The organism is Streptomyces sp. NPDC004542, assembly GCF_040610035.1.
In the GTDB taxonomy this organism is placed as follows: Bacteria; Actinomycetota; Actinomycetes; order Streptomycetales; family Streptomycetaceae; genus Streptomyces.
The window spans coordinates 143164-156246 of sequence record NZ_JBEXLP010000005.1 but is presented as its reverse complement, the minus strand read 5'-3'; the positions used below and the strand labels follow the sequence as shown (position 1 = coordinate 156246).

The following is a 13083-nucleotide window of genomic DNA, read 5'->3' as shown; positions in this document are numbered from 1 at the left end:
TTGTCTGCCCCCGCGCATCCTTTCACCCTCTTCAACGTCTGATGTGCCCTGCATGTTCATGCGCGAAACCGCGGGGGCGCGGGCGTTCATGGAGTGAGACACCACCGGCGGGTAGAGTCCGGCTGCGTGCACCTCAAGGCCCTGACCCTCCGCGGGTTCAAGTCGTTCGCCTCGGCGACCACGCTCCGGTTCGAACCGGGGATCACGTGTGTCGTAGGTCCGAACGGCTCGGGCAAGTCCAACGTCGTGGACGCCCTCAGCTGGGTCATGGGTGAACAGGGCGCCAAGTCGCTGCGCGGCGGCAAGATGGAGGACGTCATCTTCGCCGGCACCACCGGCCGCCCGCCGCTCGGCCGCGCCGAGGTGTCCCTGACCATCGACAACTCCGACGGGGCGCTGCCCATCGAGTACGCCGAGGTCACCATCACGCGGATAATGTTCCGCAACGGCGGTAGCGAATACCAGATCAACGGCGACACCTGCCGCCTGCTGGACATCCAGGAACTGCTGTCCGACTCCGGCATCGGCCGCGAGATGCACGTCATCGTCGGCCAGGGCCAGCTCGACTCCGTCCTGCACGCCGACCCCATGGGCCGCCGCGCCTTCATCGAGGAGGCGGCCGGCGTCCTCAAGCACCGCAAGCGCAAGGAGAAGGCGCTGCGGAAGCTCGACGCGATGCAGGCCAACCTCGCGCGCGTGCAGGACCTGACGGACGAGCTGCGCCGCCAGCTCAAACCGCTGGGCCGCCAGGCGGCGGTCGCCCGCCGCGCGGCGGTGATCCAGGCGGACCTGAGGGACGCGCGCCTGCGCCTCCTGGCCGACGACCTCGTACGGCTGCGCGAGGCCCTGCGGGCCGAGATCGCCGACGAGGCCGCGCTCAAGGAACGCAAGGAGGCCGCCGAGCAGGAGCTGAAGAAGGCCCTGCAGCGCGAGGCCCTGCTCGAGGACGAGGTGCGCCGGCTGACGCCGCGCCTTCAGCGCGCCCAGCAGACCTGGTACGAGCTCTCCCAGCTCGCCGAGCGGGTGCGCGGCACCGTCTCGCTGGCCGACGCCCGGGTCAAGAGCGCCACCTCGGCACCGCCCGAGGAGCGGCGCGGCCGGGACCCCGAGGACATGGAACGCGAGGCCGCCCGGATCCGCGAGCAGGAGGCCGAACTGGAGGCGGCCCTGGAGGCGGCCCAGCGCGCCCTCGACGACACCGTCGCCCACCGGGCCGAGCTGGAGCGCGAGCTGGCCGTCGAGGAACGCCGCCTCAAGGACGTGGCCCGGGCCATCGCCGACCGCCGTGAGGGCCTGGCCCGGCTCAGCGGGCAGGTGAACGCGGCCCGCTCACGCGCCGCCTCCGCCCAGGCCGAGATCGACCGGCTCGCCGCCGCACGGGACGAGGCCCAGGAACGGGCGGTGCGCGCGCAGGAGGAGTACGAGGCGCTCAAGGCCGAGGTCGACGGCCTCGACGCCGGGGACGTGGAACTGGCCGAGCGGCACGAGGCCGCCAAGCGGCAGCTGGCGCAGACGGAGGCCGCCCTGTCCGCCGCCCGCGAGGCGGCCACCGCGGCGGAGCGCAGCCGCGCCGCCACCCAGGCCCGTCACGAGGCGCTGGCGCTGGGCCTGCGCCGCAAGGACGGCACGGGCGCGTTGCTCGCCGCGAAGGACCGGCTCACCGGCCTGCTGGGCCCGGCCGCGGAACTGCTGACGGTGACGCCCGGCTACGAGGTCCCGCTGGCCGCCGCCTTCGGCACCGCCGCCGACGCCCTCGCCGTGACGACCCCGTCCGCCGCGGCCGCCGCGATCCGCCTGCTGCGCAAACAGGACGCGGGCCGGGCGGCACTGCTCCTGGCGGCAGTACCGGCGGAGCCGGACGCGGACCCGGCCGCGGACCCGGCCGCCGGCGGCCGGGCGGTCGGTGCGGCCTCCGGTGGTCCGGGTGCCCGTGCCGGTGGCGTCGCGCCGCCGGGCGAGGGCTCCGGCTTCCCGGGCCGGACTGGCGGTGAGGCGGAGGCGACGGAAGGCGCGGAGGGCTCCGGCGACCGGGGCGCCCCCGCCGGAGGCCGGGTTCACGCGGAGTCGGCGGGCGGTGCGCCGGCCGCGCCCGGCCCGGACGGGCCGCCCCCTCGCCCCGGCACCCCGGAAGGACCGGGCGGTCCCGCCGGACCCCTCTTCGCCGCCGACCTCGTTCGGGGTCCCGCCGAGCTCATGCCCGCGGTGCGCCGGCTGCTGCGCGGGGTCGTCGTCGTGGGCACGCTCGAGGACGCCGAGGATCTGGTGTGCGCCCGCCCCGGCCTGACCGCCGTGACCGCCGAAGGCGATCTGCTGGGCGCGCACTTCGCGCAGGGCGGGTCCGCCGGTGCGCCCAGTCTCCTGGAGGTGCAGGCCGCCGTGGACGAGGCCGCCGCCGAGCTGGAGGAGCTGGCGGTGCGCTGCGAGGAGCTGGCCGAGAGGCAGCGGGCGGCGGCCGAACGGCGCAAGGAGTGCGCCGCGCTCGTGGAGGAACTGGCGGAGCGGCGCCGGGCGGCCGACCGGGAGAAGTCGTCCGTCGCCCAGCAGCTCGGCCGCCTCGCCGGGCAGGCACGCGGCGCCGCGGGGGAGGCCGAGCGGTCCACCGCGGCCGCCTCCCGCGCCCAGGAGGCGCTCGACAAGGCCGTCCTGGAGGCGGAGGAACTCGCCGAGCGGCTCGCCGTGGCCGAGGAGATGCCGGTCGAGGAGGAACCGGACACATCGGTACGGGACCGTCTCGCCGCCGACGGCGCCAACGCCCGCCAGACCGAGATGGAGGCCCGCCTCCAGGCCCGTACGCACGAGGAGCGGGTCAAGGGGCTGGCGGGACGGGCCGACTCGCTCGACCGGGCCGCCCGCGCGGAACGCGAGGCCCGCGCGCGGGCCGAGCAGCGGCGGGCCCGGCTGCGGCACGAGGCCGCTGTCGCCGAAGCCGTCGCCTCCGGCGCGCGCCAGTTGCTCGCCCACGTCGAGGTGTCCCTGGGCCGGGCCGAGCAGGAGCGTGCCGCCGCCGAGGCCGCCAAGGCGCTGCGCGAGCGGGAACTGACGGCCGCCCGGCACGCGGGACGCGAACTGAAGTCGCAACTCGACACGTTGACTGATTCAGTTCACCGAGGCGAGGTACTAGGAGCAGAGAAGCGGCTGCGGATCGAGCAGCTGGAGACCAAGGCTCTGGAGGAACTCGGTGTCGAACCGGCGGGGCTCGTGGCCGAGTACGGCCCGCGGCAGCCCGTGCCGCCCTCGCCCCCCGCCGACGGCGAGCGGCTGCCCGAGGACCCGGAGCACCCGCGCAACCGGCCGAGGCCGTTCGTTCGCGCCGAGCAGGAGAAGCGGCTCAAGGCCGCCGAGCGGGCCTACCAGCAGCTCGGCAAGGTCAACCCGCTGGCCTTGGAGGAGTTCGCGGCGCTGGAGGAGCGGCACAAGTTCCTCAGCGAGCAGCTCGAGGACCTGAAGAAGACCCGCGCCGACCTGCTGCAGGTGGTCAAGGAGGTCGACGAGCGCGTCGAGCAGGTCTTCACGGAGGCCTACCGGGACACGGCCCGCGAGTTCGAGGGCGTGTTCGGCCGCTTGTTCCCCGGCGGTGAGGGCCGGCTGGTCCTGACCGACCCCGACAACATGCTCACCACGGGCGTGGACGTCGAGGCGCGTCCGCCGGGCAAGAAGGTCAAGCGGCTGTCGCTGCTCTCCGGTGGTGAGCGGTCGCTGACCGCCGTGGCACTCCTCGTGTCGATCTTCAAGGCGCGGCCCAGCCCGTTCTACGTCATGGACGAGGTCGAGGCGGCCCTCGACGACACCAACCTCCAGCGGCTGATCCGGATCATGCAGGAGCTCCAGGAGGCCTCGCAGCTGATCGTGATCACGCACCAGAAGCGCACGATGGAGGTCGCCGACGCGCTGTACGGCGTCTCCATGCAGGGCGACGGCGTGTCGAAGGTCATCTCGCAGCGCCTCCGCTGACCTCTCCGGCAGCGCTCACGGTGGCGCCACCGGTTGCAGTCGCCCCACATTCCCTTCAATTAATGAACACATGCTACCGATGTGTATCTCGAAGCTCACATCGGTGGGCCTATTGACTTCGAAACTTGAAGGCATAGTCTCTGCAACGTTGTTTTTACCTTCAGATCTCGCCTGGAAGGGCTCACCCCCCACGCCGGCAGCGTTGCCGGCGGCCCGAGGAGTTGTACACGTGACCAGCACAGCGCAGGCACCCCATTCAGGAGCCAGGACGGCTCACCCCGATCATCTCGGGCACGTCATCTTCATCGCGGCGGCGGCCGCGATGGGCGGCTTCCTCTTCGGCTACGACAGTTCCGTGATCAACGGCGCGGTCGAGGCCGTCCGCGACCGCTACGACATCGGCTCCGCGGCCCTGGCCCAGGTCATCGCCATCGCCCTCATCGGCTGTGCCATCGGCGCCGCGACCGCCGGCCGCATAGCCGACCGGATCGGCCGGATCCGCTGCATGCAGATCGCCGCCGTCCTGTTCACGATCAGCGCCGTCGGCTCCGCCCTGCCCTTCGCGCTGTGGGACCTCGCCCTGTGGCGCGTCGTCGGCGGCTTCGCCATCGGCATGGCCTCCGTCATCGGCCCCGCCTACATCGCCGAGGTCGCACCGCCCGCCTACCGCGGCCGGCTCGGCTCCTTTCAGCAGGCCGCGATCGTCGTCGGCATCGCCATCTCCCAGCTGGTCAACTGGGGCCTGCTCAACGCCGCCGGCGGCGACCAGCGCGGCAAGCTGATGGGCCTGGAGGCCTGGCAGGTCATGCTCGGCGTCATGGTGATCCCCGCCGCGCTGTACGGCCTGCTCTCCTTCGCGATCCCCGAGTCCCCGCGCTTTCTGATCTCCGTCGGCAAGCACGACCGCGCCCGCGCGATCCTCACCGAGGTCGAAGGGGAGAACCTCGACCTGGACGCCCGGGTCGCCGAGATCGAGCACGCCATGAACCGCGAGGAGAAGTCGAGCTTCCGCGACCTGCTCGGCGGCGGCTTCTTCTTCAAGCCGATCGTCTGGGTCGGCATCGGCCTGTCGGTCTTCCAGCAGTTCGTCGGCATCAACGTCGCGTTCTACTACTCCTCGACGCTGTGGCAGTCGGTCGGCGTCGACCCGACGGACTCGTTCTTCTACTCCTTCACGACGTCGATCATCAACATCGTCGGCACCGTGATCGCGATGATCTTCGTGGACCGTGTCGGCCGCAAGCCGCTCGCGGTCATCGGCTCCATCGGCATGGTCGTCGGCCTCGCCCTGGAGGCCTGGGCCTTCTCCTACGACCTCGTCGACGGCAAGCTGCCGGCCGCCCAGGGCTGGACCGCGCTGGTCGCCGCCCACGTGTTCGTCCTCTTCTTCGCCCTCTCCTGGGGTGTGGTCGTCTGGGTCATGCTCGGCGAGATGTTCCCGAACAAGATCCGCGCCGCCGCCCTGGGCGTGGCCGCCGCCGCGCAGTGGATCGCCAACTGGGCCATCACCGCGAGCTTCCCGTCGCTGGCCGACTGGAACCTCTCCGTGACCTACGTCATCTACACGGCCTGCGCCGCGCTCTCCATCCCGTTCGTCCTCAAGTTCGTCAAGGAGACGAAGGGCAAGTCCCTGGAGGAGATGGGCTGACCCGTCACAGGGCCCGCGAACTCGAGGAGAAGGGCCAAGTCCCCGCTGCCCCTCTCCTCGTATCCTCCGCCGCCCCCGGCCCGGCCACTGCCCGGGCCGGGGGCGGCGGTGCCGTGTGTCCCCCGGTCACCGGAGGGGAACGCACACGGACCCAGCGGAGCGTCGCCGCCCCCCGGCCCGGCCACCGGTTGTTCCCGCAGGTCAGTCCCCCAGCGCCGGAAGCACCTGCTCCGCGAACAGCCGCAGGCTGCGCCACCCCTCCGCCACCGGCATCCCGCCCGCCAGCGGGTGCAGGACCAGGTTGTCCAGCCCCGCCGACACACACTCCTGCGGCGTGAGGATCCGGTAGACGCCCTCGGCGCGCAGGTCCTCCACCGTCGTGGCGGCCGACCGCACCGCCGAGCGGACGTCCCCGGACTGCCAGGACGCGTACGTCCGCGCCTCGTGCAGGAAGTGCTCCCCGTACCGAGCCCACGCCCGGTCCGGGTCCTCGGCGATGTGCAGCAGCGGCGTCTCGGCGGCGGGCATCATCGTCCAGCCCTCCGTGCCGTACTCGGTGAGCTTCTCCTTGTAGTACGCCTCCAGCTCGGGCAGGTGCGCGCTCGGGAAGAACGGCAGGCCGAGCCGCGCGGCCCGGCGGGCGGCGGCCTTCGAGGAACCGCCGACCAGGAGCAGCGGGTGCGGTGCGGTGACCGGGCGCGGGGTGACGCGTACGGTACGCCCCCGGTACGTGAACTCCTCGCCCGTCCAGGCCCTGATCAGGGTCTCGAGCAGCTCGTCCTGGAGCCGGCCGCGCCGCTTGAAGTCCACGCCGAACAGGGCGTACTCCTCGGGCCGGTACCCGATCCCGGCCACCGTCACCAGCCGGCCGCCGCTCAGCAGGTCCAGTACGGCGATCTCCTCCGCCAGCCGCAGCGGGTCGTGCAGCGGGCCGATGACCGCCGACACCGTGACCGCGATCCGCCGGGTCGCCCCGAACACCGCGCCCGCGAAGACGAAGGGCGACGGCAGCCAGTTGTCCTCGGCCCCGTGGTGCTCCTCCGTCTGCACGGTGGTGACGCCCCGCTCGTCGGCGTACGCGGCCATCTCCAGGGCCGCCCGGTAGCGGGCGCCGAGAGCGGCGGGGGAGGCGCCGGGTGCGACGAGGTTGAAGCGTACGACCGAGACGGGCACGGGGGTCCCCCTTCACCGGGTGGGCGGGGCCGGTGCGGGGACGATAGCTGACGGAGCGTCAGGTATCCAGGGGTCCGCATGCCGCGACGCGTCGCCCGCTGTCCGCGTCGAGGGCGTGCCGCGACCCACGTCATAGGCTGTTCCCGCGCCATCGACACCAGCCGGGTGGGGACCGGCCCGGCCGGGCCCGTGGTCCCGCGCGTACAACAAACGGCCCAGTGGTAGGCCACGCCATACTGGACAGGTTATGGAAACCATCATCCTTGTTGTAGTCATCGCCGTGGTGGTGCTCGCCGTGCTCGGCGGGCTCGTCGTCGGCAGCCGGCGGAAGAAGCCGCTGCCCCCGCCGCGCACCACGCCCGACATCACCGCGCCCCCGGCCGAACCGCACGTCGGCGAGGAGGCCGAGACACCGCGCGAGGAACCGCGCCGGACGATCGAGGAGGTGGACCTCCCGGGCGGCCCGGCGCCGGTCGTCGTGGAGGAGCCCCCCGCCGTCGAGGCTCCCGCGATCGAGATCCCGGAGCCCACCGCCGGCCGCCTGGTGCGGCTGCGCGCCCGTCTCTCCCGCTCGCAGAACGCCCTCGGCAAGGGGCTGCTGACCCTGCTCTCCCGCGAGCACCTCGACGACGAGACCTGGGAGGAGGTCGAGGACACGCTGCTCACCGCCGACGTCGGCGTGCAGCCCACCCAGGAGTTGGTCGAACGACTGCGCGAGCGGGTCAGGGTGCTCGGCACCCGCACCCCGGCGGAGCTGCGCGGGCTGCTGCGCGAGGAACTGGTCAAGCTGGTCGGCACCGACTTCGACCGCACGGTCAGGACGGAACCCGAGGACCGCAAGCCCGGCATCGTGATGGTCGTGGGCGTCAACGGCACCGGCAAGACCACTACCACCGGCAAGCTCGCCCGGGTCCTGGTGGCCGACGGCCGCACCGTCGTCCTCGGCGCCGCCGACACCTTCCGGGCCGCCGCCGCCGACCAGCTGCAGACCTGGGGCGAGCGCGTGGGCGCCTACACCGTGCGCGGCCCCGAGGGCGGCGACCCCGCCTCCGTCGCCTTCGACGCGGTCAAGGAGGGCAAGGAGATGGGGGTCGACGTCGTCCTCATCGACACCGCCGGCCGGCTGCACACCAAGACCGGTCTCATGGACGAGCTCGGCAAGGTCAAGCGCGTGGTCGAGAAGCACGCGCCGCTCGACGAGGTGCTGCTCGTCCTCGACGCCACCACCGGCCAGAACGGTCTGGTGCAGGCCCGCGTCTTCGCCGAGGTCGTCGACATCACCGGCATCGTGCTGACCAAGCTGGACGGCACCGCCAAGGGCGGCATCGTGGTCGCGGTCCAGCGTGAGCTGGGCGTGCCGGTCAAGCTGATCGGTCTCGGCGAGGGCGCGGACGACCTGGCGCCGTTCGAGCCGGAGGCGTTCGTCGACGCCCTCATCGGAGAGTGACACCGCCCGCCCGCCGCCGTCGGCACGTGGCCCACGAAGCGCCCGCACCCCGGAACACAGCCGGGGACGGGCGCTTCGCCGTGTGAGCCGGCGCGAACCGTTCCGACCCCGCCGGTGTGATCCCGCCGGTGTGATCCCGCGCGGCCGAGCCGGCGTCGGGAAGGAATGCGCTTCAGGCCCGTGACCGGTGCGCCACGTACGCCAGCGTCCCGAGCAGCGGCCGGGCCTCCGGAGGCCTCGCCGCGTCCAGCGCGGGCGGCCGCAGCCAGCGCACCGGGCCGAGGCCGGCCCGGTCGGAGGGCGGCGCGGTGATGTACGTACCGGGGCCGAGGCCGCGCAGGTCGAGGGCGGAGGGGTCGTCCCAGCCCATCCGGTACAGCAGCGCGGGGAGCTTCGCGGCGGCGCCCGGGGCGACGAAGAAGTGGGCGCGGCCGTCCGGGGTCGCGGTGACCGGGCCGAGAGGGATGCCCATGCGCTCCAGGCGGGCCAGCGCCCGGCGGCCGGCCGGTTCGGCGACCTCGATCACGTCGAACGCCCGCCCGACCGGCAGCATCACGGCGGCGCCCGGGAACTCGGCCCAGGCCCTGGTCGCCGCGTCCAGCGTGGCCCCGGCGGAGAGCCGCGGCGCGAACGTGAGGGGATGCGCGCCCGGCGCTGGGCAGTCGGCGCGGCCGCAGGAGCAGGCGCCCGCCGATGCCCGTGCGCCCGGCACCACGTCCCAGCCCCACAGCCCCGTGAACTCGGCGACGGCGGTGCACTCCGACGAGCGGCCGCGCCGACGTGCGCCGGAGCGGATCTCGCGGATGCCGCCGATCGTGAACTCCATGCCCCCTCCAACTGGTCCAGCGCGCCGGTGGTTACGCGACGGAATGAGACGAAAACGGAAAGTGACCTCTGAGGCCCGCCTTCCCCTTTTCGCGCCTGTTGCAGACGGCGTCCCGCCGACTGTGGACGGCGCCTGGAAGCACTCAGGGTCGTACGTCCGGCCGCGTGCGCCCTTGGGCGCATCGCCTCACCACTTCCGGCCGTCCAGTGTCAAGTCAATCGCGCCCAGCCGATCGTGAGTTCATTCGAAGGGGTGGCGAATGGTGGCGTTTCCGGGATCGCCATGGCTGGGGCAGTGATCGTGGGACTACGGTGTGTGCACGAGTCCTGGGTTCACATGCACTCGTTGGTATGCCGGAGGTAAGTCGGCGCCTCGTTCGACGAATGAGAACCGCCGGGCGGGGAGCCGTATTTACCGGCATTCTGATAAGGCTTGGCGCCGGTCGGCGGCAAGTGGTCTCAGGGATGGGGGCGTTCCAGTGGGCGGCAACGGCGGTAGCGGGACGAACGCTGACAAGCGCCCTAATGAGCTGCTCGGCTCCTGGTTCGTGCGCAGCGGCTGGTCCAAGGGGGAGCTCGCCCGCCAAGTCAACCGCCGGGCAAGGCAGTTGGGCGCCAACCACATCTCCACGGACACCTCGCGGGTGCGCCGCTGGCTGGACGGTGAGAACCCGCGCGAGCCGATCCCCAGGATCCTCTCCGAGCTGTTCTCCGAGCGGTTCGGCTGCGTCGTCTCCGTCGAGGACCTCGGTCTGCGCACCGTCTGTCCGTCACCTTCCGTGTCCGGCGTCGACCTGCCCTGGACGGGCCCGCAGGCGGTGGCCCTGCTCAGCGAGTTCTCGCGCAGCGACCTGATGCTGGCGCGGCGCGGCTTCCTCGGCACCTCGCTGGCCCTGTCCGCGGGCCCGTCGCTCATCGAGCCGATGCAGCGCTGGCTCGTCCCCTCGCCGTCCACGCCCGTCCCGCAGCGGAGCGAGCCCGCCGCCGAGCCCCGCCGCCCGGGCCGCCTGTCCAAGCCGGAGCTGGACCTGCTGCAGACCACCACGGTGATGTTCCGGCAGTGGGACGCGCAGTGCGGCGGCGGCCTGCGCCGCAAGGCGGTCGTCGGCCAGCTGCACGAGGTCACCGACCTCCTCCAGGAACCCCAGCCCGAGGCCACCGGCCGCAAGCTCTTCCAGGTCGCCGCCGAGCTCGCCGAACTGGCGGGCTGGATGTCGTACGACGTCGGGCTGCAGCCCACCGCGCAGAAGTACTTCGTCCTCGCCCTGCACGCCGCCAAGGAGGCCGGCGACAAGCCGCTCGGCTCCTACATCCTCTCCAGCATGAGCCGCCAGATGATCCACCTCGGCCGGCCCGACGACGCTCTGGAACTGATCCACCTCGCCCAGTACGGCAGCCGCGACTGCGCGAGCCCGCGCACCCAGGCCATGCTGTATGCGATGGAGGCCCGCGCCTACGCCACCATGGGCCAGCCCGGCAAGTGCAAGCGCGCGGTGCGGATGGCCGAGGACACCTTCACCGAGGCCGACGAGTGGGACGATCCCGACCCCGACTGGATCCGCTTCTTCTCCGAGGCCGAGCTGTTAGCGGAGAACTCCCACTCCTACCGGGACCTCGCCTACGTCGCGGGCCGCAGCCCCGCCTACGCCTCCCTGGCCGAGCCCCTGATGCAGCGGGCCGTGGAGCTGTTCGCCAAGGACCACGAGCACCAGCGGTCGTACGCGCTGAACCTCATCGGCATGGCCACCGTGCACCTGCTGCGCCGCGAGCCCGAGCGGAGCGCGGTGCTGGCCTCGCAGGCCATGCAGGTCGCCAAGAAGGTCCGCTCCGAGCGGGTGAACACCCGCATCCGCAAGACCGTCGACACCGCCGTCCGCGACTTCGGCGACCTCACCGAGATCGTCGAGCTCGGCGACCAGCTCGCCGTCGACCTCCCGGAGACCGCCGAAGCGGTCTGACCCCGCAGAACCCCGGCCGCGGCCGGCCCTCCCGAACGGTCCGACTCGGCTCCCCCACGCCAGGTCATCGGAAGGCCGTCCGCGGCCGGTCGACGCTTCTCGCGCCCGAGCCGTCACCGCTTGCGCGGACATGGTCGTCCGCCACGCGGGTGCCGCCGTCGAGGGTCGCGGTCCCACGCGCCGAAGGTTGCGCCACGATAACGATCGGCGCGGGCGGCATCCGGCACTTCACCGACGTGTAACACGCAGGGCGCCTTCGTCACCCCGGCGAAACAACGAGGGGCTTCCACCGAAACCGCGCTGCGCGAATCTCATGGCGCATAACCGGCCCACCCCTCACTGACCGGACCGCTCAAGGCTTCGCCCGCACGGGGCCGTACCAATCGACGAGGAGACGCCGATGGCACCAGCCATCACGCTTGCCGCGGAGGCACCCAAGCTGTCCTCCGCGAACACAGGCTTCATGCTCATTGCTTCCGCCCTGGTGCTGATCATGACACCGGGCCTCGCCTTCTTCTACGGAGGCATGGTCCGCGTCAAGAGCACCCTCAACATGCTCATGATGAGCTTCATCAGCATGGGCATCGTCACGATCCTGTGGGTGCTCTACGGCTTCTCGATGTCGTTCGGTACGGACCACGGCTCGCTGATCGGCTGGACCGGCGACTACCTCGGCTGGACCGGCATCGACAAGATGGACCTCTGGCCCGGCTACACCATCCCGGTGTTCGTCTTCGCCGTGTTCCAGATGATGTTCGCGATCATCACGCCCGCCCTGATAAGCGGCGCCCTCGCCGACCGCGTGAAGTTCTCGGCCTGGGCCCTCTTCCTCGTCCTGTGGGCCACGATCGTGTACTTCCCGGTCGCCCACTGGGTCTGGGGCACGGGCGGCTGGGCCTTCGAGCTCGGTGTGATCGACTTCGCCGGTGGTACGGCGGTCCACATCAACGCGGGTGCCGCGGCGCTCGGCGTGATCCTCGTCATCGGCAAGCGCGTCGGCTTCAAGAAGGACCCGATGCGTCCGCACAGCCTCCCGCTGGTCATGCTCGGCGCCGGTCTGCTCTGGTTCGGCTGGTTCGGCTTCAACGCCGGCTCCTGGCTCGGCAACGACGACGGCGTCGGCCCGCTGATGTTCGTCAACACCCAGATCGCCACCGGCGCGGCCATGCTGGCCTGGCTCGCCTACGAGAAGATCCGCCACGGCGCGTTCACCACCCTGGGCGCCGCCTCCGGCGCGGTCGCCGGTCTGGTCGCCATCACCCCGTCCGGCGGTGCCGTCTCCCCGCTGGGCGCCATCGCCGTCGGCGCCATCGCCGGTGTCGCCTGCGCCGCGGCCGTCGGCCTGAAGTTCAGGTTCGGCTACGACGACTCCCTCGACGTCGTCGGCGTCCACATGGTCGGCGGCATCGTCGGTTCGCTGCTCATCGGCTTCTTCGCCAGCGGCAAGGGCCAGTCCGACGTCAAGGGCCTCTTCTACGGCGGCGGCCTGGACCAGTTCTGGAAGCAGTGCGCCGGTGTCTTCGCGGTGCTCGCCTACTCCCTGGTCGCCTCCGCGATCCTCGCCTTCCTCCTCGACAAGACCATCGGCATGCGCGTCACGGAGGACGAGGAGGTGTCCGGGATCGACCAGGCCGAGCACGCCGAGACCGCATACGACTTCAGCGGCGCCGGCGGCGGCGTCGCCGGATCCGTCACCGCTTCGGCCCTGGCCGCCGCGCAGAGCAAGAAGGTGGACGCATGAAGCTCATCACCGCCGTCGTCAAGCCCCACCGGCTCGACGAGATCAAGGAAGCCCTCCAGGCCTTCGGCGTCCACGGACTGACGGTCACCGAGGCGAGCGGCTACGGTCGTCAGCGGGGCCACACCGAGGTCTACCGCGGTGCCGAGTACACCGTCGACCTGGTGCCCAAGATCCGCATCGAGGTGCTGGCCGAGGACGACGACGCCGAACAGCTGATCGAGGTCATCGTGAAGGCGGCCCGCACCGGCAAGATCGGTGACGGCAAGGTCTGGTCCCTGCCGGTCGAGACGGCCGTACGGGTACGGACCGGCGAGCGCGGCCCGGACGCGCTGTAGAACAG

8 protein-coding genes are annotated in these 13083 nt (G+C 72.0%); 6 read left to right on the top strand and 2 right to left on the bottom strand.

Going from position 1 to position 13083, the window contains the following annotated elements:
* Window positions 1-126 precede the first annotated feature (126 nt).
* Window positions 127-3951 (top strand): AAA family ATPase, encoded by a 3825-nt coding sequence (locus ABZX30_RS05210; protein WP_355929029.1) that lies wholly within the window; start codon window positions 127-129, stop codon window positions 3949-3951.
* Window positions 3952-4180: 229 nt separating this feature from the next.
* Window positions 4181-5599 carry a sugar porter family MFS transporter gene (locus tag ABZX30_RS05205; protein ID WP_355929026.1) on the top strand — a complete coding sequence of 473 codons (1419 nt, stop codon included), beginning with the start codon at window positions 4181-4183 and terminating at the stop codon, window positions 5597-5599.
* Between the two features lie 201 nt (window positions 5600-5800).
* Here ABZX30_RS05205 and ABZX30_RS05200 read toward each other — a convergent pair whose 3' ends face one another.
* The gene (locus ABZX30_RS05200; protein WP_355929023.1) at window positions 5801-6772 is read right to left on the bottom strand and encodes an LLM class flavin-dependent oxidoreductase; all 972 of its coding nucleotides are present in this window, start codon (window positions 6770-6772) and stop codon (window positions 5801-5803) included.
* 247 nt (window positions 6773-7019) lie between these two features.
* Here ABZX30_RS05200 and ftsY point away from each other — a divergent pair, with 247 nt between their 5' ends.
* On the top strand, window positions 7020-8219 hold the full coding sequence (gene ftsY, locus ABZX30_RS05195; RefSeq protein WP_355929021.1) for a signal recognition particle-docking protein FtsY: 1200 nt from the start codon (window positions 7020-7022) through the stop codon (window positions 8217-8219).
* A 172-nt stretch (window positions 8220-8391) separates the two neighbouring features.
* On the opposite strand, the gene ABZX30_RS05190 is transcribed toward ftsY, so the two are convergent.
* Entirely contained in the window at window positions 8392-9045 is a 654-nt protein-coding gene (locus ABZX30_RS05190; RefSeq protein WP_355929019.1) for a bifunctional DNA primase/polymerase, read from the bottom strand.
* Window positions 9046-9523: 478 nt separating this feature from the next.
* On the opposite strand from ABZX30_RS05190, the gene ABZX30_RS05185 reads away from it, so the two are divergent.
* From ABZX30_RS05185 to ABZX30_RS05175, 3 genes are all read left to right on the top strand, one after another.
* Window positions 9524-11002 carry a hypothetical protein gene (locus tag ABZX30_RS05185; protein WP_355929016.1) on the top strand — a complete coding sequence of 493 codons (1479 nt, stop codon included), beginning with the start codon at window positions 9524-9526 and terminating at the stop codon, window positions 11000-11002.
* Between the two features lie 400 nt (window positions 11003-11402).
* A complete protein-coding gene (locus ABZX30_RS05180) occupies window positions 11403-12743 on the top strand; it encodes an ammonium transporter (protein ID WP_355929013.1) in 1341 nt (446 codons plus the stop codon).
* A complete protein-coding gene (locus ABZX30_RS05175) occupies window positions 12740-13078 on the top strand; it encodes a P-II family nitrogen regulator (RefSeq protein ID WP_030990174.1) in 339 nt (112 codons plus the stop codon). The genes ABZX30_RS05180 and ABZX30_RS05175 overlap by 4 nt, the downstream gene beginning before the upstream one ends.
* Window positions 13079-13083: the final 5 nt, after the last annotated feature.